Annotated in this window: 20 protein-coding genes; 16 read left to right on the forward strand and 4 right to left on the reverse strand. The window is 62.3% G+C overall.

Annotated features, from left to right (window positions below; all coding sequences use genetic code 11):
• The first annotated feature begins 33 nt into the window (after positions 1-33).
• Both pdxJ and acpS read left to right on the forward strand, forming a co-directional pair.
• Positions 34-765, forward strand: coding sequence for a pyridoxine 5'-phosphate synthase (gene pdxJ / locus ACRAWE_RS00610; protein WP_432524374.1), 732 nt, complete (start codon positions 34-36; stop codon positions 763-765).
• Positions 765-1145 carry a holo-ACP synthase gene (acpS, locus tag ACRAWE_RS00615; protein WP_432524376.1) on the forward strand — a complete coding sequence of 127 codons (381 nt, stop codon included), beginning with the start codon at positions 765-767 and terminating at the stop codon, positions 1143-1145. Before pdxJ ends, acpS begins: the two co-directional genes overlap by 1 nt.
• 46 nt (positions 1146-1191) lie before the next feature.
• Here the strand turns inward: acpS and ACRAWE_RS00620 are convergent, their stop codons facing one another.
• Together ACRAWE_RS00620 and ACRAWE_RS00625 are read right to left on the reverse strand one after the other, a co-directional pair.
• Positions 1192-1452, reverse strand: coding sequence for a YfhL family 4Fe-4S dicluster ferredoxin (locus tag ACRAWE_RS00620; protein WP_019452320.1), 261 nt, complete (start codon positions 1450-1452; stop codon positions 1192-1194).
• Positions 1453-1504: 52 nt separating this feature from the next.
• A complete protein-coding gene (locus ACRAWE_RS00625; RefSeq protein WP_063919905.1) occupies positions 1505-2353 on the reverse strand; it encodes a MurR/RpiR family transcriptional regulator in 849 nt (282 codons plus the stop codon).
• A 167-nt stretch (positions 2354-2520) separates the two neighbouring features.
• Here ACRAWE_RS00625 and murQ point away from each other — a divergent pair, with 167 nt between their 5' ends.
• The 3 genes from murQ to yfhb are packed head-to-tail and all read left to right on the forward strand — an operon-like array spanning position 2521 to position 5460.
• Positions 2521-3414 carry an N-acetylmuramic acid 6-phosphate etherase gene (murQ, locus tag ACRAWE_RS00630; protein WP_154747509.1) on the forward strand — a complete coding sequence of 298 codons (894 nt, stop codon included), beginning with the start codon at positions 2521-2523 and terminating at the stop codon, positions 3412-3414.
• Between the two features lie 18 nt (positions 3415-3432).
• Positions 3433-4800, forward strand: coding sequence for a PTS transporter subunit EIIC (locus tag ACRAWE_RS00635; protein ID WP_432524381.1), 1368 nt, complete (start codon positions 3433-3435; stop codon positions 4798-4800).
• 3 nt (positions 4801-4803) lie between these two features.
• Complete coding sequence (gene yfhb, locus ACRAWE_RS00640; protein WP_019452324.1) at positions 4804-5460, forward strand: phosphatidylglycerophosphatase C; 657 nt, start codon at positions 4804-4806, stop codon at positions 5458-5460.
• A gap of 48 nt (positions 5461-5508) precedes the next feature.
• On the opposite strand, the gene ACRAWE_RS00645 is transcribed toward yfhb, so the two are convergent.
• Positions 5509-6561, reverse strand: a complete 1053-nt coding sequence (locus ACRAWE_RS00645; protein WP_432524384.1) for a DUF2157 domain-containing protein — start codon at positions 6559-6561, stop codon at positions 5509-5511.
• Between the two features lie 117 nt (positions 6562-6678).
• Here ACRAWE_RS00645 and tadA point away from each other — a divergent pair, with 117 nt between their 5' ends.
• Positions 6679-7185 (forward strand): tRNA adenosine(34) deaminase TadA, encoded by a 507-nt coding sequence (gene tadA, locus ACRAWE_RS00650; protein ID WP_019452326.1) that lies wholly within the window; start codon positions 6679-6681, stop codon positions 7183-7185.
• On the opposite strand, the gene mltF is transcribed toward tadA, so the two are convergent.
• Entirely contained in the window at positions 7186-8646 is a 1461-nt protein-coding gene (gene mltF, locus ACRAWE_RS00655; RefSeq protein ID WP_019452327.1) for a membrane-bound lytic murein transglycosylase MltF, read from the reverse strand. It lies immediately after the preceding gene.
• 277 nt (positions 8647-8923) lie between these two features.
• Between mltF and purL the strand changes: the two genes are divergently transcribed.
• The 10 genes from purL (at position 8924) to ACRAWE_RS00705 (ending at position 24479) form a co-directional block, all read left to right on the forward strand.
• Positions 8924-12814 (forward strand): phosphoribosylformylglycinamidine synthase, encoded by a 3891-nt coding sequence (purL, locus tag ACRAWE_RS00660; protein WP_432524387.1) that lies wholly within the window; start codon positions 8924-8926, stop codon positions 12812-12814.
• An 887-nt stretch (positions 12815-13701) separates the two neighbouring features.
• Positions 13702-15138 carry a sensor histidine kinase gene (locus tag ACRAWE_RS00665; RefSeq protein WP_019452329.1) on the forward strand — a complete coding sequence of 479 codons (1437 nt, stop codon included), beginning with the start codon at positions 13702-13704 and terminating at the stop codon, positions 15136-15138.
• Positions 15139-15141: 3 nt separating this feature from the next.
• A complete protein-coding gene (gene qseG, locus ACRAWE_RS00670; RefSeq protein WP_432524390.1) occupies positions 15142-16014 on the forward strand; it encodes a two-component system QseEF-associated lipoprotein QseG in 873 nt (290 codons plus the stop codon).
• On the forward strand, positions 16011-17348 hold the full coding sequence (glrR, locus tag ACRAWE_RS00675; protein ID WP_019452331.1) for a two-component system response regulator GlrR: 1338 nt from the start codon (positions 16011-16013) through the stop codon (positions 17346-17348). The genes qseG and glrR overlap by 4 nt, the downstream gene beginning before the upstream one ends.
• A gap of 130 nt (positions 17349-17478) precedes the next feature.
• A complete protein-coding gene (locus tag ACRAWE_RS00680; protein WP_019452332.1) occupies positions 17479-19101 on the forward strand; it encodes an NAD+ synthase in 1623 nt (540 codons plus the stop codon).
• A gap of 11 nt (positions 19102-19112) precedes the next feature.
• A complete protein-coding gene (glnB, locus tag ACRAWE_RS00685) occupies positions 19113-19451 on the forward strand; it encodes a nitrogen regulatory protein P-II (RefSeq protein ID WP_004847623.1) in 339 nt (112 codons plus the stop codon).
• Positions 19452-19667: 216 nt separating this feature from the next.
• Entirely contained in the window at positions 19668-20591 is a 924-nt protein-coding gene (locus ACRAWE_RS00690) for a LysR substrate-binding domain-containing protein (protein ID WP_019452333.1), read from the forward strand.
• Between the two features lie 115 nt (positions 20592-20706).
• Positions 20707-22170: a gamma-aminobutyraldehyde dehydrogenase gene (locus ACRAWE_RS00695; RefSeq protein WP_025159549.1), complete on the forward strand. Its 1464-nt coding sequence runs from the start codon at positions 20707-20709 to the stop codon at positions 22168-22170.
• Between the two features lie 72 nt (positions 22171-22242).
• Positions 22243-23397, forward strand: a complete 1155-nt coding sequence (gene ydcS / locus ACRAWE_RS00700; RefSeq protein WP_019452335.1) for a putative ABC transporter substrate-binding protein YdcS — start codon at positions 22243-22245, stop codon at positions 23395-23397.
• A 53-nt stretch (positions 23398-23450) separates the two neighbouring features.
• Positions 23451-24479, forward strand: coding sequence for an ABC transporter ATP-binding protein (locus ACRAWE_RS00705; protein WP_019452336.1), 1029 nt, complete (start codon positions 23451-23453; stop codon positions 24477-24479).

A 24479-nucleotide genomic window follows, 5' to 3' on the forward strand; every position in this document is an offset into this window, starting at 1 on the left:
TGCTGGCACTGAAAATCGTATTTAGAGGTTGTCATGGCTGATTTGCTGCTGGGCGTCAATATCGATCACATCGCCACGTTACGTAACGCGCGCGGAACCCAATACCCGGATCCGGTTCAGGCGGCATTTATTGCCGAACAGGCGGGGGCCGACGGCATTACCGTGCATCTGCGCGAAGACCGCCGTCACATCACTGACCGCGACGTGCGCCTGCTGCGCCAGACCATCCAGACGCGCATGAATCTGGAGATGGCGGTGACCGACGAGATGCTGGACATCGCCGTTGAGCTGAAGCCGCATTTCTGCTGCCTGGTGCCGGAAAAACGCGAAGAAGTGACCACCGAAGGCGGCCTGGACGTCGCTGGCCAGCTGGACAAAATGAGCGTGGCGGTCGAGCGCCTGGCGCAGGCGGGCATTCTGGTTTCGCTGTTCATCGATCCCGATCATCGCCAGATTGACGCGGCGGTGGCGGTGGGCGCTCCTTATATCGAAATCCACACCGGCGCCTACGCCGAAGCGCAGGGCGCGCTGGCGGTACAGGCCGAGCTGCACCGCATCGCGGTGGCTGCCGCCTACGCGGCCGAGAAGGGACTGAAGGTCAATGCCGGCCACGGTCTGACTTACCACAACGTGCAGCCGATCGCCGCGCTGCCGGAAATGCACGAGCTGAATATCGGCCATGCGATTATCGGCCAGGCGGTCATGTGCGGGCTGCCGGCCGCGGTTGCCGATATGAAAGTGCTGATGCGGGAAGCGCGCCGGTAATGGCGGTGCTCGGGCTGGGTACCGACATCGTTGAGATGGCGCGTATCGAAGCGGTAGTGGAGCGCAGCGGCGACCGTCTGGCGCGCCGGGTGCTGAGCGATGCCGAGTGGGCGCTGTATCAGCAGCACCAGCAGCCGATCCGCTTTTTGGCCAAGCGTTTCGCCGTGAAAGAGGCCGCTGCCAAGGCGTTCGGCACCGGCATCCGCAACGGCCTGGCGTTCAACCAGTTCGAAGTGTTCAACGATGCGTTGGGCAAGCCGAATATTCGTTTGCACGGCCGCGCCGCCGAGCTGGCGGGGGAGATGGGGGTCGCCGCGATCCACGTTTCGCTGGCCGACGAACGGCGCTATGCCTGCGCGACGGTGATCATCGAAAGCTGAAAAGAGAAAGGGCGCCCTGTGGCGCCCTTGTCAGTTCTGCGGCGGGCTAAAGGCGATCGGCGTGGTGCAACACCACGAATTTGTCCCACAGCTGCTCGTTGGTCTCGCGATGCAGCGGATCGGTAATGATGGTGTTGTCGATCGGGCAGACCTGCTGGCAGGTCGGCGTATCGTAATGGCCAACGCACTCGGTGCAGCGATCGGTATCGATCTGGTAGATGTCATCACCCATCGAAATCGCCTGGTTCGGGCATTCCGGCTCGCACATGTCGCAGTTGATGCATTTGCGTGTGATTAGCAGCGCCATGGCATATCTCTCATTTTTAACAGGGGTATTTTTCGCAGCGGCATTATACCGATTAAACCAACTTTTTCATTAATTGTTCGCTGTGCCTGATACGGTCACGCGCATGATCGAGATCGTGCTGGATCAGCGCCATAAACAGCAGATCGGTCAGAGCGAACTGGGCGGTGCTGGAAGAGATGGCCGCGCTGCGGGTATGGGGCTCTTCGGCGATGGTATACAGGCAGTGATCGGCTCGCTGCTGCAGGCCATTGGGTGAGAAGCTTGTCAGCGCCAGCACCCTGGCGCCGGCCTGGCGCGCCTCTTCCGCCGCCAGATTGATTTCACGCCGTTCGCCGCTGAATGAGATCGCCACCAGCAGATCGCGTTTATCCAGCGCCTGCACCGCCGCTAGCTGGACGTGCATATCCGCTTCGGCTACCGCCATTACGCCGATTTTCAGCAGCTTGAAGGAAAAATCCTTGGCTACCAGCCCGGAAGCGCCGATGCCGATCAGCATCACCCGGCGCGCCTGGCGCAGCATGTCCAATGCCTGATGCAGCCGCTCTTCGCTGTTGATGTCGAGCGTCGCGCGCAGCGCCGCCTGCTTTTCCGCCAGCAGCTTTTCACCGACGATTTTCAGCGTATCGCTGCTGAGGATGTGGTTGTGAACGGTCACCACCGGTTCGGCCTGTGGTTGGGCCAGCGTTTCGCTCAGCGCCAGCTTCAGCGCCGGAAAGCCTTTATAGCCCAGCTTTTGGGCGAACTTCACCACGCTCGATTGGCTGATGCCGGCCAGCTGGGCCAGCTTTTGCGAGCTGAGATGGCGCGCCTGCTCGGCGTTATTCAGCAGAAAGTCCGCCAGCTTGCGGTCGTTTTGCGCCAGTGTCGGATACATCTGGCGAATGCGCAGAAGGGTACTCATTGTTCTTTCCCTGGAAACCAGCGGCCATTTTGCCATGCAGAGGGCGAAAACGCGCGGTGAAAATTTTTGTGAGCTCACCGTTAAAATAGCAAATAGCGCTCGCTTTGTTGAATAAAATATTCAAATATTGATTTAATTTTGTGAATTAAAAATTCAAAGGTGAACAGATGAATTTAGGCGCACTGGTATCGGAAACCCGCAACCCGGCCACCATGGGGCTGGATGAGATGTCGACGCTGGACATGGTCCGCTGTTTTAACCAGGAGGATCGCAAGGTGCCGGAAGCGATCGAAAAGGTGCTGCCGGCGATCGCGCAGGCGGTTGACCTGGCGGCGGCGGCGCTAAAGGCTGGCGGACGGCTGATTTATTTGGGCGCCGGCACCAGCGGCCGGCTGGGCGTGCTGGATGCTTCCGAATGCCCGCCGACTTTCGGCGTGCCGCACGGTGTGGTGGTGGGGCTGATCGCCGGCGGACCGGGCGCGCTGCTCAAAGCGGTGGAAGGGGCGGAAGACGATGAAGCCCTGGGGGAAGCCGATCTCAGAGCGCTGAATCTGACCGCCGTCGATATGGTGGTGGGGCTGGCGGCCTCCGGGCGCACGCCTTATGTGATCGGCGCACTGCGCTATGCCCGCGGGCTGGGCTGCCCGACGGCGGCCATCTCCTGCAACCCGGACTCGCCTATCGCGCATGAAGCGCAGGTGGCGATCTCGCCGGTGGTGGGGCCGGAGGCCCTGACCGGCTCGACTCGCCTGAAATCCGGCACCGCGCAGAAACTGGTGCTCAACATGCTGTCGACCGGCGCGATGGTCAAGCTGGGTAAGGTCTATCAGAACCTGATGGTGGACGTGAAGGCCACCAACGTCAAACTGGTGGATCGCGCTTGCCGCATCGTGGTGGAAGCCACCGGCGCCGGACGCGCTCAGGCGGAGGCGGCGCTGACGCAGACCGGTTTTGAGGTCAAACCGGCGATCCTGATGATTCTGGCCGGTGTCAGCGCTGAAGAGGCGCAGCAGCGGCTGCAGCAGCACGACGGTTATCTGCGCGCGGCGTTGGCGCGTTAATTCACGGTGGGGGCGGCGATGGACAAGACAACGGCATTGGCGACACAGATCCTGGCGGGCGTGGGGGGCGAGGGTAATATCCTCAAACTGGAAAACTGCATGACGCGGGTGCGCGTCGAGGTCAGCGATGAGCAGCGCCTGGATCTGGCCGCCCTCAAGGAGCTGCCGGGCGTGAAGGGCTATATCAAGCAGGGTGAACAGCATCAGTTTATCGTCGGCCCGGGCGCCGCCGCCAAGGTGGTGGACGCCATGCGCGGGCTGTTGAGCGGTGATGCGCAGCCCGTTGCCGCCGTCGGCGATGCCGCTCGTACAAAAGCGCAGGCCAAGCAAAAGTACGCGGCGCCGATGAGCGGTGCGCTGAAAAAGCTGGCCGATGTTTTTATTCCGCTGATCCCGGCGTTTATCGCCTCGGGGCTGATCACCGGCATCATCAACCTGCTGAAACGGCCCGACATCGCCGGCCAGCTGGCGGTGGACTATCCGAACGTGCTGGGGCTGCTGGCTATCTTCGGCAGCGCGGTGTTCGCCATCATGAACATTCTGGTCGGGGTTAACGCTGCGCGGGTGTTTGGCGGCTCGCAGGCGATGGGCGGCGTGATGGCCGGCATTCTTTCCAGTCCGGCGCTGGCGCAGATCACCTTGTTTGGCGAGGCGCTGCAGCCGGGGCGCGGCGGGGTGATCGCCGTATTGTTGGTGGTGGCGTTGATGTGCTGGGTAGAGAAGCGCCTGCGCACGCTGTTGCCGGAGTCGGTCGAACTGATCCTTAACCCATTGCTGACCACGCTGGTCACCGCCTCGTTGGCGATCCTGATTTTGCAGCCGATCGGCGGCATTATCTCCGATGCCATCGCTCACGGCGCCAATCTGGCGATCGACAAGGGCGGGCTGCTGGTGGGAGCGTTGCTCTCGGGGCTGTTCCTGCCGCTGGTGCTCTCCGGCCTGCATCAGGGGCTGGTGCCGATCCACGTCGAACTGGTGCAGGCGCACGGTTCCAACCCGCTGCTGCCGATTCTGGCGATGGCCGGCGTTGGCCAGGTGGGGGCGGCGCTGGCGGTACTGTTGAAAACCCGCAACGCGCGGCTGAAGAAGGTGATCAAAGGGGCGTTGCCGGTCGGCATTCTCGGCATCGGCGAGCCGCTGATCTTTGGGGTGACGCTGCCGCTGGGCCGGCCGTTTATCGGCGCCTGCCTCGGCGGCGCGGTCGGCGGCGCGCTGATCAGCTACTGGAAGGTGGCGACGGTCATCACCTTCGGCATTTCGGGGCTGCCTTTGGCGTTGACCATCGTCTCAGGTAAGGTGATGTTGTATCTGGCGGGGATGCTGATTACGATTATCGCTGGTTTTCTCTTCACCTGGATGATGGGGTTCGACGATCCCGAGGAGTAGCGTTTGAGCGACAAGCAGCAACAACCGGCCGCAGAAGGGCGCCGCGTGGTGTTTTTCGATCTGGACGGCACCCTGCATCAGGAGGATATGTTCGGCAGTTTCTTGCGCTTCCTGCTACGCCGCCTACCGCTGAACCTGCTGCTGGTGGTGCCGCTGCTGCTGCCGATCGGTCTGGCGCTGTTGCTGCTGGGGCGCGCTGCGCGCTGGCCGATGAGCCTGCTGCTGTGGGCGATCACTTTCGGGCGTTCCGAAGCGACGCTGAAGGCGCTGGAGCGGCAGTTTATCGAAGCCTTTCGCCAGAAGGTCACCGCGTTTCCGGTGGTGCAAATGCGGCTGCGGCAGTATCTGGAGGAGCACGATGCCGAAGTGTGGCTGATTACCGGCTCGCCGGAACGGCTGGTGGAGCAGGTGTATCGCGATTCGGCGTTTCTGCCGCGGGTGCGGTTGATCGGCAGCCGCATCACGCGCCGCTGCGGCGGTTGGGTCTTGACCCTGCGTTGCCTGGGGGAGCAGAAAGTGGTGCAGCTGGAGCAGCGGCTCGGTGCGCCGCTGAAGCTGTACAGTGGTTACAGCGACAGTAAGCAGGACAATCCGCTGCTGTTCTTTTGTGAGCACCGCTGGCGGGTAAGCAAACAGGGTGAGCTGCAGCAGCTGGAATAAACCAAGGGCGGAGGATTCCGCCCTTTGTTGTTGTTATCGGTACTGCGATCAGTCATCGCTCACGTCGTGTGGCTTGCGCCCCAGCTGCCAAATCTTCTCCGCATAATGTCCCAACGCCCACAGGCTCAGCCCGAGCAGCGCGAAGAAAATCGTCTTCGGCATGCTGTCCCAGAAAAATTCGAACAGGCGGGTATACAGGTTAATGCCGAGGAAGGTCAGCCCGAAACCGCGCAGCATGGCGTCGTCATGTTTCAACCCCAGCCAGATGGCGGCGAGGGCGGCCAGCCCGAACAGCAGGCTCCAGTGGAACAGCTCGATCTGGCGCGCGCTGTACCAGCTGTCGAGATCGCCGTAGTTGCCGAAGATAGACAGCAGCCACAGGGCGATGAACAGGTACAGCAGCCCCATCGCCAGCGACACCCGCTGCAGACCGCGCTGCGCCAACAGCGGCCGCAGCAGCAGCGCGGCGGCGATCAGCACCGCGCCAAAGGCGATAAAGCGAATCGGGTAGCTCATGCCGAGCCAGTAGGCGCCCCAGCCGGACAGGTAGCCGGTCTCGGCGCCGAAGGCGTTGCCGAGCGACAGCAGGGCGAACCACCACACCAGTCCGGAGCGGCTGAACCAGCCGATCGCGCCGTACAGCAGCGCGGCGAACAGCAGCAGCACGGAAACCCGCCCGCTGCCGTTATCCAGCCAGACCCCCAGTTGCCATAAGGCGCAGGCGGTGAGCAACACCGCGACAAACAGCGCCGCCTCGTTGCCGTAGCGTTTCTCCGGATGCCGCCGGCGGCGACGCAGCGCCCAGACGTAGGCCAGCGCCGCCAGTACGCCGGCGATCGCCATGCGTACCGGCGCGTCAAAGCGGAACAGCTCGCTGAGCCATGCCAGCAGTTCGCTGTCGGCGAACAGGCTGGTGACGGCGATCAGCAGCGAGGCCAGCGCGGCCAGAAACGCATAGCGCGCCAGCCGGCGCCAGTCGAAAGGTTGCACATCCATATGCTGCAGCAGTTGCTGTTGTTGCTCGGGCGTTAAGGTGCCTTCGCCGACCCAGCCGTCCAGCGCCTTGCGCACCACGACGGCGTTCTTTTTACTGAGTTTCATGTTTCTTGTCCCTGAATCACCTGCTGATTCGGCCAGTATAGCCATTGTCGCGCGGTTACGACAAAGTGGGGCTAGTGTGTATAATGCCCGCCGCAAAAGCGCACGAGGAATTATGCGATGACTGAATATAACGATGAATACTGGATGCGTCAGGCATTGCGGTTGGCCCTGCGCGCGCAGGAAGAGGGCGAGGTGCCGGTGGGTGCGCTGCTGGTGCTGGACAATCAGGTCATCGGCGAGGGCTGGAACCGGCCGATAGGCCGCCACGACCCTACCGCACACGCCGAGATCATGGCGCTGCGCCAGGGCGGCGCGGTGCTGCAAAATTATCGCCTGCTGAACGCCACGCTGTACGTCACGCTGGAGCCCTGTGTGATGTGCGCCGGCGCGATGGTGCACAGCCGCATCCGTCGGCTGGTGTATGGCGCCGCCGACGAGAAAACCGGCGCTGCCGGTTCGCTGGTGGACATTCTGCGCCATCCGGGCATGAACCATCAGGTGGAGATCGTCTCGGGCGTGCTGGCGGACGAATGCGCCGCCACCCTGAGCAATTTCTTCCGCCTGCGCCGCGAACAGAAAAAAGCGCTCAGGCTGGCGCAACGGGCGGCGGATAAACCGGAATAATCAGTAGTTGAGCGCCAGTTCCGGCATCACCGTCGGATAGCCTTTCCCCAACGCCTCCTGCTCGGCGGCCGCCTGCGCCGCCTTTCTCTCTTTTTCCTGCAGATAGCCCACCAGGCTGACCTGGTAGCGGCGGATGTTTTCTACATAGTTGTAGGCTTCACGCCCGCGCGCATAGCCATAGGTCAGCTGCGGATAGTAGCGCTTTTGGCTGAGCATCGGCAGGCGCTGCTTGACGTCGACCCAGCTGTCCGGGTTGCCTTTTTGCGTCTTGGTCAGCTTGCGTGCGTCCAGCATATGGCCCCAACCCATGTTGTAGGCCGCCAGCGAGAACCAGATGCGTTCGTCTTCCGGCACGCTGTCCGGCACCTTGGCCATCAGCCGCTGCAGGTAAAGGGCGCCGCCCTGAATGCTCTCTTCCGGATCGAGGCGGTCATTGACCCCCAGGCCGTCGGCGGTGGCGCGGGTCAGCATCATCAGGCCGCGCACGCCGGTGGGAGAGGTGGCCTGCGGATTCCAGTGCGATTCCTGATAGGCGATGGCCGCCAGCAGCTTCCAGTCGATCTCGTTGGCGTGCTTCTCGAACAGCGGGCGGAAGTTGGGCAGCACCGAGTCGATGGCCGACAGGAAGGTTTTGGTGTCCACATAGTCGAAGCTGCCGACGTGGCCGAGGTATTTCTCTTCCAGCCGCGCCAGGGTGCCGTCGTCCACCATCTGACTGTAGAAATCCAGCATCGCCGCGTACAGGCTGTCGTCGCCGTCGCGTTTGAGGTACCAGGTGACCGGTTCTTCGTCGGTGACGTCGAACGCCACCGCCAGCTGCGGATGGATGCGCTGCAGCAGCGCGATGGTCACCGAATCGCCGAGGGTGTAATCCAGCTTGCCGTCGGCAACCCGTTCCAGCAGCTCTTTGGAGGTGAGATCGCTGGAGGACTCCCAGGCGAGGTCCGGGTATTTATCCTGCTTGAGCTGCTTTAGCGTGCTGACGTGCGCGGAACCGGAGGCGACCGCCAGCTTGCCTTTAATGTCAGCGAAGCTTTTCGGCCGCGCGGTGCCCAGCCGGTACACCAGCTGTTGGGAAACGGAATAGTAGGCCGGGCCGGTGCGCGCGCGGCTGAGGCGCTCCTGGTTGTAGATCAGGCCCGCCGCCAGCAGGTCGGCGTCATCGTCGTCCAGATCGTCGAACAGGTCATTGATGTTCTGATGGGGGATCACCACCAGCTTCACCCCGAGGTAGTTGGCGAAGCGCTTGGCCAGTTCGTAGTCGAGCCCACCCGGCCCTTGCTTGGTGTTGAAATAGGTCAGCGGTGAATTCAGCGTGCTGATACGCAACTCGCCGCGGGAAATGATCTCCTGGAGTTGCCCGCCCTGGCCGCTGCGCCAGGTGATGTTGGGCCACAGCGCGAGAGCCAGAAGCAGGGTGACAACGCCGATGAGGATGTAGTTTATTTTAAGACGTTTCAAATAGTTATCCAGTGGTGGCACAGGTACACCGGCGACGGCAACCACGACTTTTCTCATGGTTAAATCACCAGTGCGGGGGCATTTTGCGCAACAAAACGCCAGTGTGCAACTTTATTGACACGTTATGACAATTCGACGGTGCGGCACGCTTTTATCAATAATCCCTACGCAAACGGTTTCGTCGGCGCGGAGGATTCTCTATAATGACGCGCGTTTTCCCCTGTTGCGCCCAATGAAGCGTCTTATCCGTCGCTTCGAAGACGAGAGAACTTTGATTATGGAAATTCTGCGTGGTTCGCCCGCTTTATCGGCTTTTCGCATTACCAAACTGCTGTCCCGCTGTCAGGACGCCCACCTGCCCGTCAGTGATATCTACGCCGAGTACGTCCACTTTGCCGATGTCAGCGCACCGTTAAGTGCCGAAGAACACGCCAAACTTCAGCGTCTGCTCAAGTACGGTCCTTCTCTCGCCGAACACGCCCCTGAAGGCCGGCTGCTGCTGGTTACGCCGCGTCCGGGCACCATTTCACCCTGGTCTTCCAAAGCCACCGACATCGCCCACAACTGCGGTCTGCAACAGGTGCAGCGGCTGGAGCGCGGTCTGGCGTTCTACGTCAAGGCGCCCGAATTGACGGAAGCCCAGTGGCGGCAGCTTGCAGCGCTGCTGCACGATCGCATGATGGAAACCGTCTTCAGCGAGCTGCAACAGGCCGAACAGCTGTTCGCGCACCATCAGCCGGCGCCGTATCAGTCGGTCGACGTGCTGGGCGCAGGGCGCGCCGCGCTCGAGCAGGCCAACGTCCGGCTCGGCCTGGCGCTGGCGCAGGATGAGATCGACTACCTGCTGAATGCCTTTACCGGTTTGGGGCGCAACCCGACGGATATCGAACTTTATATGTTCGCGCAGGCCAACTCCGAGCACTGCCGCCACAAGATTTTCAACGCCGACTGGATCATCGACGGCGAGCAGCAGCCCAAGTCGCTGTTCAAAATGATCAAGAATACCTACGAGCAGACGCCGGACTACGTGCTGTCGGCGTATAAAGACAACGCCGCCGTGATGGAAGGCTCGCAGGTCGGCCGCTTCTTCGCCGCGCCGGAGAACGGCACGTACGATTATCATCAGGAAGAAGCGCACATCCTGATGAAAGTGGAAACCCACAACCACCCGACGGCGATCTCGCCGTGGCCGGGCGCCGCGACCGGCTCCGGCGGCGAGATCCGCGACGAGGGCGCTACCGGCCGGGGCGCCAAGCCGAAGGCCGGTCTGGTGGGCTTCTCGGTGTCCAACCTGCGCATTCCCGGCTTTGAACAGCCGTGGGAGCAAGATTTCGGCAAGCCGGAACGCATCGTCACCGCGCTGGATATCATGACCGAAGGCCCGCTGGGCGGCGCGGCGTTCAACAACGAATTCGGCCGGCCGGCGCTGCTGGGCTACTTCCGTACCTATGAAGAGCGCGTCAACAGCCACAACGGCGTTGAGCTGCGTGGCTACCACAAACCGATCATGCTGGCGGGCGGCATCGGCAACATCCGCGCCGATCACGTGCAGAAAGGGGAAATCACCGTCGGCGCCAAGCTGGTGGTGCTGGGCGGCCCGGCGATGAATATCGGCCTGGGCGGCGGCGCGGCGTCCTCGATGGCGTCCGGCCAGTCCGACGCCGATCTGGATTTCGCTTCGGTGCAGCGCGACAACCCGGAAATGGAACGCCGCTGTCAGGAAGTGATCGACCGCTGCTGGCAGCTGGGCGACCAGAACCCGATCCTGTTCATTCATGACGTCGGCGCCGGCGGCCTGTCCAACGCCATGCCGGAGCTGGTGAGCGACGGCGGCCGCGGCGGCCGTTTCGAACTGCGCGATATCCTCAACGACGAGCCGGGCATGAGCCCGCTGGAAGTGTGGTGCAACGAATCGCAGGAACGTTACGTGATGGCGATCGCCCCGGCGCAGATGGCGCAGTTCGACGAGATCTGTCGCCGCGAACGCGCACCTTACGCGGTGATCGGCGAAGCGACCGAAGAGCAGCACCTGACGCTGAACGATAGCCACTTCGACAATCAACCGATCGACATGCCGCTGGACGTGCTGCTCGGCAAGACGCCGAAGATGACCCGCGACGTCACCCGCCTGCAGGCGCGTGGCCAGGCGGTACAGCGCGAAAACATCACCCTGGCCGATGCGGTGAAACGCGTGCTGCATCTGCCGGCCGTTGCGGAGAAGACCTTCCTGATCACCATCGGCGACCGCACCGTCACCGGCATGGTGGCGCGTGATCAGATGGTCGGCCCGTGGCAGATCCCGGTGGCCGACTGCGCGGTCACCACCGCCAGCCTGGACAGCTACTACGGCGAAGCGATGTCGATCGGCGAACGCGCGCCGGTGGCGCTGCTGGACTTCGCCGCCTCCGGTCGCCTGGCGGTTGGGGAAGCGCTGACCAACCTGGCTGCCACCGAGATCGGTAGCCTGAAGCGCGTGAAGCTGTCCGCCAACTGGATGGCCGCCGCCGGCCACCCGGGCGAAGACGCCGGCCTGTACGAAGCGGTGAAAGCGGTGGGCGAAGAGCTGTGCCCGGCGCTGGGCATCACCATTCCGGTGGGCAAAGACTCCATGTCGATGAAAACCCGTTGGCAGGAAGGCAACGAACAGCGTGAAATGACCTCGCCGCTGTCGCTGGTCATCACCGCTTTCGCCCGCGTGGAAGACGTGCGCGGCACCGTGACGCCACAGCTGCGCACCGATAAGGGCGACAACGCGCTGCTGCTGATCGACTTGGGCAACGGCCATAACGCGCTGGGTGCCACCGCGCTAGCGCAGGTTTATCGCCAACTGGGCGACAAACCGGCCGACGTGCGCGACGTCGCGCAGCTGGCGGGTTTCTTCAACGCCATGCAGCAGTTGGTGGCCGATCGCGCGCTGCTGGCTTATCACGACCGCGCCGACGGCGGCCTGCTGGTGACGCTGGCGGAGATGGCCTTCGCCGGCCACTGCGGCGTGGACGTTAACCTGGACGGCCTCGGCGACGATGCGTTGGCGGTGCTGTTCAACGAAGAACTGGGCGCGGTGATTCAGGTGAGCGCCGAACGTCTTGACGACGTGAAGCAGGCGTTCGCTCAACACGGTTTGACCGACAACGTGCATCACATCGGCAGCGCGCAGGCCGGCGATCGTTTCGTCATTCAGCAACACGGCAAGGCGCTGTACAGCGAAAGCCGCAATACCCTGCGCACCTGGTGGGCGGAAACCACCTGGCAGATGCAGCGCCTGCGCGACAACCCGGCGTGCGCCGATCAGGAACATCAGGCCAAGCAGGATGAACAAGATCCCGGCCTGAGCGTGAAACTGACCTTCGCACCAGAGGAAGACATCGCGGCGCCGTATATCGCCAAGGGCGCTCGCCCGAAAGTGGCGGTGCTGCGCGAGCAGGGGGTGAACTCCCACGTTGAGATGGCGGCGGCGTTCCACCGTGCCGGCTTTGACGCGGTGGACGTGCACATGAGCGATCTGCTGGCGGGGCGCCGCGATCTGCAGGACTTCCACACGCTGGTGGCCTGCGGCGGCTTCTCTTACGGCGACGTACTGGGCGCCGGCGAAGGCTGGGCGAAGTCTATCCTGTTCAACGAGCGGGTGCGCGACGAGTTCGAAGCGTTCTTCCACCGTCCGCAGACGCTGGCGCTGGGCGTATGCAACGGCTGCCAGATGATGTCTAACCTGCGCGAGCTGATCCCGGGCGCCGAACACTGGCCGCGCTTTGTGCGCAACCTGTCGGATCGCTTCGAGGCGCGCTTCAGCCTGGTGGAGGTGGCGGCCAGCCCGTCGCTGTTCCTGCAGGGCATGACCGGTTCTCGTATGCCGATCGCCGTTTCCCACGGTGAAGGGCATGTCGAAGTGCGCGATGCGGCGCATCTGGCGGCGCTGGAAAGCCACGGCCTGGTGGCGCTGCGGTTCGTCAACAACGCCGGTCAGGTAACGGAGGCTTACCCGGCCAACCCGAACGGTTCGCCGAACGGCATTACCGCCGTGACCAGCGCCAGCGGGCGCGCTACGGTGATGATGCCGCACCCGGAACGCGTGTTCCGCACGGTCAGCAACTCCTGGCACCCGGAAGAGTGGGGCGAGGACAGCCCGTGGATGCGCATGTTCCGCAACGCCCGTAAGCAGCTGGGCTAAAAACGACCACCACCGTACAGAGGGCGCAAGCAATTGCGCCCTTTTTTATGGCCGCTGTTCACCGCCGGGCGGCAGTGTCTGCATTTTGCGACAAGGGCTATTTTTCCTGTCGCTAAATGGAGACATTTAACTGGTTGATTTTATTAATGCTAATTGGGTTTGGCTTTAGTTGTCTGCGTTTGGCGACAGCGCGGCGTTTTTTTCATCGCCCATCGGTGCCTGATGAGTGAGAATATTTGTCGTTGTGAATTTATTTTAAATTAAAATCAGTATGTTATGATTTTTATTGCAAAGTTGGCATGCAACGTGCATTATTCTCAGCGGTTGCTCATTCAACTTTTTATGACGGCGCCGTAATTAGACGGCAAATCACCTCATAAGCCTCCGAATGATGCCAAAGAAATGGTGCCTATCGTCCAACCAAACCGATAACAGACCGTGCAAGCGGCTTTATCAAGCATCGGGCGACACGTGGAGTGAGGCACCGCCTGTATCCAACTGTGATGAAGGGTTCATCAATCCTGGATACTTACGGATGCTATTCGTCCTGTTCGATGCCAGCCGCTGCGCTACATCACCCTGGGGACGAGACTCAAGGGCATCCACACTTTCCTTGCGGCGGGGCAAACTTCTTGCCCCGGCGTCAATTCTCAACGCTGCGTTTATCCCTGTTTCGTCGCCTATGCCCGCGAACACAGACGTTGTCCAAACAGTATCGCTTTTATTCCCGTTTATCGTATTGCTGCCGCGTGTCGTCGGTGCGCTGCGCTTCTGCGCACGCTTCACCGATCCCGCGGCTTTTTCCTTGCGCGTTCAGGATTCTCCCTTGCCGGGCTTTTCTCTTTCCGGCGAGTCAGTTAGCATCGTGACAGAGCTGAGAGAATGAGATGATTTCGTTGAAAAAATGGCGTTTATTCCCCCGTTCGCTGCGGCAGCTGGTGTTGCTGGCGTTCCTGTTGGTGCTGCTGCCGCTGTTGGTGTTGGCTTATCAGGCTTATCAAAGCCTGGATCACCTCAGCGCACAGGCGGCGGACATCAACCGCACCACGCTGGTGGACGCGCGGCGTAGCGAGGCGATGACCAGCGTGGCGCTGGAGATGGAGCGCAGCTATCGTCAGTACTGCGTGCTGGTCGATCCTACGCTGCAGAAGCTGTACCAGAACCAGCGCAAACAGTATTCGCAGATGCTGGACGCCCACGCGCCGATCCTGCCGGACGAACGTTATTACCAAACGCTGCGTCAGTTGCTGACCCAGCTGGCGGCGATCAAATGCCATAACAGCGGGCCGGACCAAGAGGCCTCGGCCCTGCTCGAGTCGTTCTCACGATCCAATGCCGAAATGGTGCAGGCCACGCGCGCGGTGGTGTTTTCACGCGGCCAGCAGCTGCAGCAGGCCATCGCCGAGCGCGGTCAGTTCTTCGGCTGGCAGGCGCTGCTGCTGTTCCTGGTCAGCGTGCTGCTGGTGGTGCTGTTCACCCGCATGATCATCGGGCCGGTCAAGGCCGTGGAGCGGATGATCAACCGTCTGGGGGAAGGGCGCGCGCTGGGCAGCACCGCGTCGTTCAAAGGGCCGCGCGAGCTGCGTTCGCTGGCGCAGCGCATCATCTGGCTGAGCGAACGGTTGGCGTGGCTGGAGTCGCAGCGCCACGAGTTCTTGCGCCATATCTCGCACGAGTTGAAAACGCCGCTGGCCAGCATGCGTGAAGGCACCGAACTGCTGGCCGACGAAGTGGCGGGGCCGCTGACCTCCGATCAAAAAGAGGTGGTGGCGATCCTCGACAACAGCAGCCGTCATCTGCAACAGCTGATTGAACAACTGCTGGATTACAACCGCAAACTGGCCGACGGCCCGGCGGAACACGAGAACGTCGAGCTGCGCGACATGGTCGATCTGGTGGTCGCCGCGCACAGTTTGCCGGCACGGGCGAAAATGATCGCCACCGATATCGATCTGAAGGCGGAAATCTGCTGGGCAGAGCCTACGCTATTAATGCGCGTGCTGGATAATCTCTACTCCAATGCGGTGCACTACGGCAAGGAATCCGGTAACATTTGGATCCGCAGCCGTCAGGTTGGACAACGGGTGCAAATCGACGTCGCCAATACCGGCACGCCGATCCCCGAGGCTGAAAGAGCCATGATTTTCGAGCCTTTTTTCCAGGGTAGTCACCAGCGAAAAGGGGCGGTAAAAGGAAGCGGACTGGGGTTGAGCATCGCTCAGGACTGTATCCGTCGCATGCGCGGTGAGCTGCAACTGGCGACGGTCGCCGGTGCAGACGTCTGCTTCCGCATTGAACTGCCGTTAACCGCCGAGAATGAATAAATAATGTACACATGGTCTAAACGCCTTCGTCTTTCACAGACCGAACGTTCACCGCGTGCCACGCACAGAGCGCCGCTCGGCAAACGCCCGATCAGCTGGTTGGGTGCCGTTTTCTTTATGCCGCTGTTGCTGGCGGGCTGTGTCGATCGCGCCGTCAGCGGCGGCCTGAATCCTCAGCAGCAAGAGGCGATCCCGGATACCAAGGTGATCGATTACCGCACTGCGGCCTGCGATACCCTGTGGCAATTGGACGATAAGGACGCGTTGGCTAACTCGCTCTACTGGCTGCGCGCGATGGATTGCGCCGATCGCATCGGCTCGACTCAGGCGCGCGCGTTGGCGAAAACGGTGCCTGGCGACAGCTGGTCCGGCGTTTTCAAGCAGAGCATCCTGCTGGGAAGCGCACAGCCGACCTCCGGCGAACGTCGCCAGATAATCGATCGGATCAATAGCTACCGCATGGAATTCCCCGGCTCGCTGCGCCCGCTGACGCAGCTGTGGCGCCAGCAGCAAATGCTGCAGATCACGCTGTTCGATGAAAAAGCGCGCTATCAGCATCTGCAGGAAAGCAGTGACAGCCAGATCGATTCGCTGCGTCAGAACCAGGCGCGCTTGCAAGCGCAGCTGCAGGACACCTCGCGTAAGCTGGAAAACCTGACCGACATCGAGCGCCAGCTCTCGTCACGCAAGCAGCTGCAAGGCGAAATCCCGGAAAATGGTGCAGGCTCGCAAAAGGGCGAGGCCGCCGGTAAAAATGGCGCGGCCGCCAAAGGCGCCGAGTCGCAGGACGAACCGGAAAAGGGCACCGCGCTGCCGGTTGAACCGGAAGACACCTATACGCCGCACCCCGCCAATAAGGAGTCCCACGCGCAATGACCGCACGCAAACCGGCCAACCTGTTATTGGTTGACGACGATCCCAGCCTGCTGAAGCTGTTGGGCATGCGCCTGACCAGCGAAGGTTTTCACGTCACCACCGCCGAAAGCGGCCAGGAAGCGCTGCGCCTGTTGGCGCGCGAGCAGATCGATCTGGTGATCAGCGATCTGCGCATGGACGAGATGGATGGCATGGCGCTGTTCGCTGAGATCCAGAAACATCAGCCGGGCATGCCGGTGATCATTCTCACCGCGCACGGCTCGATTCCCGATGCGGTGGCCGCGACTCAGCAGGGGGTGTTCAGCTTCCTCACCAAGCCGGTGGATCGCGATGCGCTGTACAAGGCTATCGATGAAGCGCTGTCGCTGTCGGCACCGGCCGGTGACGACGCCTGGCGCGAAGACATCGTCACCCGCAGCCCGTTGATGCTGCGCCTGCTGGAGCAGGTGAATATGGTGGCGCAGTCCGACGTCAGCGTACTGATCAACGGTCAGAGCGGCACCGGTAAAGAGGTGTTGGCGCAGGCGATCCACCGCGCCAGCCCGCGCGCCGGTAAGGCATTCATCGCCATCAACTGCGGCGCGTTGCCGGAGCAGCTGCTGGAATCCGAACTGTTCGGCCACGCCAAGGGCGCCTTCACCGGCGCGGTCAGCAGCCGTGAAGGGCTGTTCCAGGCGGCGGCGGGCGGCACGCTGTTCCTCGACGAGATCGGCGATATGCCGCTGTCGCTGCAGGTGAAGCTGCTGCGCGTGCTGCAGGAGCGCAAGGTGCGGCCGCTGGGCAGCAACCGCGATCTGGACATCGACGTGCGCATCATCTCCGCCACCCACCGCGATCTGCAAAAGGCGATGGCGAAGAACGAGTTCCGCGAAGACCTTTACTACCGCCTCAACGTGGTGAACCTGAAGATCCCGGCGCTCAACGAGCGGGCCGAAGACATTCCGCTGCTGGCCAACCACCTGTTGCGCGAAGCGGCTCAGCGGCACAAGCCGTTCGTGCGCAGTTTCTCGACCGACGCCATGAAACGGCTGATGACCGCCAGCTGGCCGGGCAATGTGCGTCAACTGGTCAACGTTATCGAACAGTGCGTGGCGCTGACCTCGGCGCCGGTGATCAGTGAAGCGCTGGTGGAACAGGCGCTGGAAGGGGAAAACACCGCGCTGCCGACCTTTGCCGAAGCGCGCAATCAGTTCGAGTTGCACTATCTGCGCAAGCTGCTGCAGATCACCAAGGGCAACGTGACACAGGCCGCGCGCATGGCGGGCCGCAACCGCACCGAGTTTTACAAATTGCTGTCGCGCCACGAGCTGGACGCCAACGATTTTAAAGAATGACAGTGTTCCGCCGGTGCCTGCCATGCAGGTTCTCAACAAATCTGGCGGAATGATTTACACTCCGTTCTCTTTGCCGCGGCATGTCCCGGCGTAGAGCACCATGGAACGTATTAAGCGGGATCGTACACAAATGAGCAGATCACTTTCCATCGCCCTGGCCCAGTTGAACCTGCTGGTCGGCGACATTGAAGGCAACACCGAACGCATGTTGCAAATCGTGCAGGAGCAGCAGAAGGCGGGAGCCGATCTGGTCATGTTCACCGAACTGGCGCTGTCCGGTTATCCGCCGGAAGATCTGCTGTATCGCAATGACTTCTACCAGCGCTGCGATGCGCAGCTGCTGCGCCTGCAGCAGGCCTCCGCCGAGACGGCGATCCTGGTCGGCCACCCGTGGCGCGAAGGCGACAAGCTGTACAACGCGCTGTCGCTGTTCGCCGAGGGCCGCCTGCTGACCCGCTACTTCAAGCAGCAGTTGCCGAACTACGGCGTGTTCGATGAGAAGCGCTATTTCCACGCCGGCAACGACACCTGCGTGGTGGAGCTGAAAGGCTACCGTCTGGGGCTGCTGATCTGCGAAGATCTGTGGTTCCCTGAGCCGATCGACGCCGCCAAGGCGGCCGGTGCGGAGATTATCCTGTCGATCAACGCCTCGCCGTATAACCGCGAAAAGCCGTATATCCGCAAAACGCTGATGGCCGGCCACTGCCAGCGCACTCAGCTGCCGCTGGTGTACCTCAACCAGGTCGGCGGCCAGGATGAGCTGATCTTCGACGGCTGCTCCAAGGTCTTCGACGCCGCCGGCACCATGACTCACCGTCTGGCGGCCTTCGACGAGCAGGTGACCCGCCTGGAATTCAACGATCTGGCCGTGGTGCCGATGGCCGATCCGGCCGCTGAGCTGCCGCAGCTGGCGCAGGTGTACCAGGCGCTGGTGCTGGCGGTGCGCGACTACGTGACCAAAAACGGCTTTAAAGGCGCGGTGCTGGGCCTGTCCGGCGGCATCGACTCGGCGCTGACGCTGGCGATCGCCGTGGATGCGTTGGGCAAAGACAAGGTGCAGGCGCTGATGATGCCGTTCCGCTATACCGCGGATATCAGCATCGCCGACGCCAAAGAAGAGGCGGAAATCCTTGGCGTGGAGTTTGATATCGTCTCCATCGAGCCGATGTTCGATGCCTTTATGGGCCAGCTGTCGCCGATGTTCGCTGGCACCGAGCGCGACACCACCGAAGAGAACCTGCAGGCGCGTTGCCGTGGGGTGGTGCTGATGGCGCTGTCCAACAAACGCCGCAGCATCGTGCTGACCACCGGCAACAAGAGCGAAATGGCGGTGGGTTACGCCACGCTGTACGGCGATATGGCCGGCGGTTTCGACGTGCTGAAAGACGTGCCGAAAACGCTGGTGTTCAAGCTGTCTGAATACCGTAACACCGTCTCCTACGTGATCCCGCAGCGGGTGATCGATCGTCCGCCGTCCGCCGAGCTGGCGCCGGATCAGGTCGATCAGGACAGCCTGCCGCCGTACGATATCCTGGATGCGATCCTGGAAGGTTACGTCGAGCGCGACAAGTCGGTCGCCGATCTGGTGGCCGAAGGGTTCGACGAAGCGATCGTGCGCAAGGTGATCCGCCTGGTGGACATCAACGAATACAAGCGGCGTCAGGCCGCCGTCGGGCCGCGCATCACCGCCCGTAACTTCGGCAAAGACCGCCGCTACCCCATCACATCCGGTTTTGGCCGCAAAAATTGGTAAAAGGAAAGAAGATGAAAAAGATCGACGCGATTATCAAGCCGTTCAAACTGGATGACGTCCGCGAAGCGCTGGCCGAAGTGGGCATCACCGGCATGACGGTCACCGAAGTCAAAGGCTTCGGCCGCCAAAAGGGCCACACCGAGCTGTACCGCGGCGCCGAATACATGGTCGATTTTCTGCCTAAGGTGAAGATCGAGATCGTGGTTGCCGACGACATCGTCGACACCTGCGTGGAAACCATCATGCAAACCGCGCAGACCGGCAAGATCGGCGACGGCAAAATCTTCGTCTTCGACGTGGCGCGCGTGGTGCGCATCCGTACCGGCGAGCAGGACGAAGAAGCGATCTGATCCTCGCAAGGGTCCTCGGCCATCAGGGCGCAGCATGCTGCGCCCTTGTCATTTCTGTTCCCCGCACATCGCACTTCTTCGCCTCATTGTTTCCCCCATTTTTGCCTGTCGGCATTCTAAAAAAGCGAACGCTATCGCGTTTTTGATACTTTTCCCGATCGCTTCACGGCCTGTGTCTACACTCAACGCAATGTTTTTGCTTGAGGAATCACCCCCATGATGACGTTACGCCAAATCCGCCACTTCATCGCCGTGGCGGAAACCGGGTCGATCTCCGCCGGTGCCCAGGCGGTGTTTGTCTCCCAGTCTTCGCTGACGCTCGCGATCCAGCAGCTGGAAACCGAGATCGGCGTGCGGCTGTTCGATCGCCACGCCAAGGGCATGACGCTGACCCATCAGGGGCACCAGTTCTTGCGCCAGTCGTATCTGATCCTGGCGACGGTGGACAACGCCAAGCGCAGCCTGCAGATCGGCACCGAGAGCCTGACCGGCAAGCTGACCGTCGGCGTCACCAGCCTGGTGGCCGGTTACTTCCTGGTGGAACTGCTCACGCGCTTTAAATCGGCCTATCCCAACGTCACCGTGCAGGTGGTTGAAGACGAGCGCCCGTATATCGAGCATCTGCTGGTCAGCGGCGAGATCGACATCGGCGTGCTGATCCTGTCGAACATCGAAGACCGCGATGCGTTGCAGACCGAGGTGCTGATGCACTCGCCGTATCGCCTGTGGCTGCCGCCGCTGCACCCGCTGCTGGATCACGAGAGCATCAGCCTGGCGGACGTGGCCAAACAGCCGCTGATCCAGCTCAACGCTGATGAAATGGACGTGCACGCGCGGCGCATCTGGTCGCGCGCCGGGTTGAAGCCGGAGATCGCCATGAAAACCGCCTCGACCGAGGCGGTGCGCAGCCTGGTGGCGGCGGGGATGGGGGTGTCTATCCTGCCGGACATGGCGTACCGCGCCTGGTCGCTCGAGGGCAACATGATCGAGGCGCGCAAGCTGGACGATCTGCTGGAGCCGCTGGATATCGGGCTGGCGTGGCGGCGCGGCAGCGCGCGGCCGGAGCTGGTGACGCCGTTCCTGACCATTGCGCGCGAGAACGGCAGCAAACACGCCGCTGGGCTTAAGCATTCGATTTAATCGAACGCGGCGTTCAGTATTTAGAATTTGTTGCCCGCCAGAGGCTCGCTTAGGCTGATTAAAACTAACTTATTCACATTTGGTTAACGTTTTTGTCACTTAGGGGCGTCAGGCGATGGCAGATGTGCAGGTTCTCTCAGGTTTGTCCTGTCAGCAGTTCATTAACGGTCAGCTTGTCGACGGCGAAGGCCAGCAGGAGTGCATTGTCAATCCGGCCAACGGCGAGACGCTGATCGCCCTGACCGAAGCCTCTGCGGCGCAGGTCGGCAGCGCGGTGAAAGCCGCGCAGCAGGCGTTCGGCCACTGGTCGCGCACCACGCCAGGCCAGCGCGCCGCCTTATTGCTGCGCATCGCCGACGCCATCGAGCGGCAGGCGCCGCAGCTGGCGCAGCTGGAAGCCCTCAACTGCGGCAAGCCGCTGCATCAGGCGCTCAATGACGATCTGCCGGCGGCGGTCGACGTGTTCCGCTTCTTCGCCGGCGCGGTCCGCACGCAGCAAGGGCAGCTGGCCGGTGAGTATGTGCCGGGCCACACCTCGATGATCCGCCGCGATCCGGTCGGCGTGGTGGCCTCGATCGCCCCCTGGAACTATCCGCTGATGATGGCGGCGTGGAAGATCGCGCCGGCGTTGGCGGCGGGCAATACCGTGGTGTTTAAACCCTCCGAACATACGCCGCTGACCATTCTGGCGCTGGTGCCGGCGCTGCAGGAGATCCTGCCGCCGGGCGTGCTGAACATTGTCTACGGCGGCGGTGAAGGGGTCGGCAGCCAACTGGTAGGGCACCCGCAGGTGCGGCTGGTGTCGGTCACCGGCGATATCGTCACCGGGCAAAAAATTCTTCAGGCGGCGGCCAAAAGCGTCAAGCGCACCCACCTGGAACTGGGGGGCAAGGCGCCGGTGATCGTCTGCGACGACGCCGATCTCGACGAGGTGGTCAACGGCATTCGCACCTATGGCTATTACAACGCCGGCCAGGACTGCACCGCCGCCTGCCGCATCTACGCGCAGGCCGGCATCTATCCCAAACTGGTGGACGCGCTGGGCGAGGCGGTCGCCAGCCTGCGCTTCGCCCGCAAGCGCGATCAGGACAACGAGATCGGCCCGTTGATAAGTAGCCGCCAGCGCGATCGCGTCGCCAGCTTTGTCGAGCGGGCGCTCAGCCAACCGCATATCGAATTGATCACCGGCGCCGCGGCCCACTCCGGGCCGGGGTTCTACTACCAGCCGACCCTGCTGGCGGGTTGCCTGCAAAGCGACGAGATCGTGCAGCGCGAGGTGTTCGGCCCGGTGGTCAGCGTCACGCGCTTCGAGCACCTGGAGCAGGCGGTCGAGTGGGCCAACGACTCGGAATACGGGCTGGCTTCGTCGGTGTGGACGCAAAATATCGACCGGGCGCTGCACATCGCCGCCCATCTGCAGTACGGCAGCACCTGGATCAATACCCATTTCACCTTGGCGAGCGAGATGCCGCACGGCGGCCTGAAACGCTCCGGCTACGGCAAGGATCTGTCCAGCGATTCGCTGCAGGATTACAGCGTTGTCAGGCACGTTATGGCGAAGTTCAAAGCCAGCTTCTAACGGTTATATCAAGAAAATCAGGCGGCAGCCGTTCCCTGCCGCACACCGATAAGCAACACAGGGGTAATTACGATGGGAAAAACTACCGCAGTCACCACCACCGTCTCCGCGCTCTGCCTCACGGTGCTGTGCGGTCTGGCTCAGGCGGCCGATCTGCCGCAGTCGCTGGGCAAAGGCGAAGGCCGGCTGGATATCATCGCCTGGCCCGGCTACATCGAACGCGGCCAGTCGGATAAAAACTACGACTGGGTCACCCAGTTTGAAAAGCAAACCGGCTGCGCGGTGAACGTGAAGACCGCCGCCACCTCCGATGAAATGGTCAGCCTGATGGCCAAGGGTGGCTACGATCTGGTGACCGCCTCCGGCGACGCCTCGCTGCGTCTGATCTTCGGCAAGCGGGTGCAGCCGATCAACACCGCGCTGATCCCGAACTGGAAGAACATCGATCCGCGCTTGCTGAACGGCGCCTGGTACACCGTGGACGGCAAAACCTACGGCACGCCGTACCAGTGGGGGCCGAACCTGCTGATGTACAACACCAAAACCTTCCCGACGCCGCCGGACAGCTGGGCGGTGATCTTCCAGCAGCAGAACCTGCCGGACGGCAAGAGCAACCAGGGGCGGGTGCAGGCTTACGACGGCCCGATCTACATCGCCGACGCGGCGCTGTTCCTGAAGGCCACCCAGCCGCAGCTCGGCATAAGCGATCCTTACCAGCTCAACGAAGAGCAGTACCAGGCGGCGCTGAAACTGCTGCGTAGCCAGCACGCGCTGATCCACCGCTACTGGCACGATACCTCGGTGCAGATGAGCGACTTTAAAAACGAAGGCGTGGTGGCCTCCAGCGCCTGGCCGTATCAGGCCAACGCCCTGAAGGGCGAAGGGCAGCCGATCGCCACCGTGTTCCCGAAAGAGGGCGTGACCGGCTGGGCGGACACCACCATGCTGCATGCCGACGCCAAACACCCGAGTTGCGCCTACCAGTGGATGAACTGGTCTCTGGAGCCGAAGGTGCAGGGCGACGTGGCGGCCTGGTTCGGTTCGGTGCCGGCTTCGCCGGCGGGCTGCAAGGCCAGCGCGCTGCTGGGTGAGAAGGGCTGCGAAACCAACGGCTTTAACCAGTTCGACAAAATCGCCTTCTGGAAAACGCCGCAGGCGCAGGGCGGCAAGTTCGTGCCGTACAGCCGCTGGACCCAGGATTACATCGCCATCATGGGCGGCCGCTAAGCCGCGGGGCGCAGCCCGCTGCGCCCGATTTACATCAGTATGGAGCACAGAAAATGACCATTGCCGTGCAATTCATCGATGTTTCGCGGACTTTCGGCGATGTTCGCGCCGTGGATCGGGTATCCATCGACATTCAGGACGGGGAATTCTTCTCCATGCTCGGGCCGTCCGGTTCGGGCAAAACCACCTGCCTGCGCCTGATCGCCGGCTTTGAACAGCTCACTTCCGGCTCGATTCGTATCCACGGCCAGGAAGCTGCCAACCTGCCGCCGTACCAGCGCGACGTGAACACCGTGTTTCAGGATTATGCGCTGTTCCCGCACATGTCGGTGCTGGAAAACGTCGCCTACGGCCTGATGGTGAAGGGCGTCGCCAAACGCGAGCGGCTGGCGCGGGCGCAAGAGGCGCTGGAGAGCGTGGCGCTCGGTTTCGTCGCCGAACGCAAGCCGGCGCACCTGTCGGGCGGCCAGCGGCAGCGCGTGGCGTTGGCGCGCGCGCTGGTCAATCGGCCGCGGGTGCTGCTGCTGGACGAACCGCTCGGCGCGCTGGATCTCAAGCTGCGCGAGCAGATGCAGGGCGAGCTGAAGAAGCTGCAGCGCCAGCTGGGCATCACCTTTATCTTCGTCACCCACGATCAAAGCGAAGCGCTGTCGATGTCCGATCGGGTGGCGGTGTTCAATAACGGCCGCATCGAACAGGTGGATACGCCGCGCGAGCTTTACATGCGGCCGAAGACGCCGTTCGTTGCCGAGTTCGTCGGCACCTCCAACGTGGTGCGCAGCGAGCTGGCGCAGCGTCTGCTCGGCGAAAGCCGGACCTTCTCGATCCGGCCGGAACATATCCGCCTGCTGGAGCAAGGCGGCGCGGCGCAGGACGAGATCCAGGTGCAGGGCACGCTGCAGGAAATCCATTACCAGGGCGCGGCCACGCGGTATGAGATCGCGCTGAACGGCGGCGAAAAGCTGCTGGTCAGCCAGGCCAATCCGCAGTGGATCGCCGCAGGGCAACAGCGGCAGATCGGCCAGCCGATTGTCGCCTGCTGGCCGCGCGCGGCGATGGTGCCGCTGCTGGAGGAGAGGTGA

Source organism: Serratia sp. BFP-2025 (assembly GCF_050880365.1).
Taxonomy (GTDB): Bacteria; Pseudomonadota; Gammaproteobacteria; order Enterobacterales; family Enterobacteriaceae; genus Serratia; species Serratia surfactantfaciens.

What these genes read in the sequence shown, in the direction of transcription:
- glnB (WP_004847623.1), top strand. Translation starts at nt 19,113, where the DNA reads ATGAAAAAGATCGACGCGATTATCAAGCCGTTCAAACTGGATGACGTC.
- purL (WP_432524387.1), top strand. Translation starts at nt 8,924, where the DNA reads ATGGAAATTCTGCGTGGTTCGCCCGCTTTATCGGCTTTTCGCATTACC.
- ACRAWE_RS00645 (WP_432524384.1), bottom strand. Translation starts at nt 6,561, where the DNA reads ATGAAACTCAGTAAAAAGAACGCCGTCGTGGTGCGCAAGGCGCTGGAC.
- pdxJ (WP_432524374.1), top strand. Translation starts at nt 34, where the DNA reads ATGGCTGATTTGCTGCTGGGCGTCAATATCGATCACATCGCCACGTTA.
- ACRAWE_RS00665 (WP_019452329.1), top strand. Translation starts at nt 13,702, where the DNA reads ATGATTTCGTTGAAAAAATGGCGTTTATTCCCCCGTTCGCTGCGGCAG.
- ACRAWE_RS00695 (WP_025159549.1), top strand. Translation starts at nt 20,707, where the DNA reads ATGGCAGATGTGCAGGTTCTCTCAGGTTTGTCCTGTCAGCAGTTCATT.
- ACRAWE_RS00680 (WP_019452332.1), top strand. Translation starts at nt 17,479, where the DNA reads ATGAGCAGATCACTTTCCATCGCCCTGGCCCAGTTGAACCTGCTGGTC.
- ACRAWE_RS00625 (WP_063919905.1), bottom strand. Translation starts at nt 2,353, where the DNA reads ATGAGTACCCTTCTGCGCATTCGCCAGATGTATCCGACACTGGCGCAA.
- ACRAWE_RS00705 (WP_019452336.1), top strand. Translation starts at nt 23,451, where the DNA reads ATGACCATTGCCGTGCAATTCATCGATGTTTCGCGGACTTTCGGCGAT.
- glrR (WP_019452331.1), top strand. Translation starts at nt 16,011, where the DNA reads ATGACCGCACGCAAACCGGCCAACCTGTTATTGGTTGACGACGATCCC.
- murQ (WP_154747509.1), top strand. Translation starts at nt 2,521, where the DNA reads ATGAATTTAGGCGCACTGGTATCGGAAACCCGCAACCCGGCCACCATG.
- tadA (WP_019452326.1), top strand. Translation starts at nt 6,679, where the DNA reads ATGACTGAATATAACGATGAATACTGGATGCGTCAGGCATTGCGGTTG.
- qseG (WP_432524390.1), top strand. Translation starts at nt 15,142, where the DNA reads ATGTACACATGGTCTAAACGCCTTCGTCTTTCACAGACCGAACGTTCA.
- ACRAWE_RS00690 (WP_019452333.1), top strand. Translation starts at nt 19,668, where the DNA reads ATGATGACGTTACGCCAAATCCGCCACTTCATCGCCGTGGCGGAAACC.
- ACRAWE_RS00620 (WP_019452320.1), bottom strand. Translation starts at nt 1,452, where the DNA reads ATGGCGCTGCTAATCACACGCAAATGCATCAACTGCGACATGTGCGAG.
- ydcS (WP_019452335.1), top strand. Translation starts at nt 22,243, where the DNA reads ATGGGAAAAACTACCGCAGTCACCACCACCGTCTCCGCGCTCTGCCTC.
- ACRAWE_RS00635 (WP_432524381.1), top strand. Translation starts at nt 3,433, where the DNA reads ATGGACAAGACAACGGCATTGGCGACACAGATCCTGGCGGGCGTGGGG.
- acpS (WP_432524376.1), top strand. Translation starts at nt 765, where the DNA reads ATGGCGGTGCTCGGGCTGGGTACCGACATCGTTGAGATGGCGCGTATC.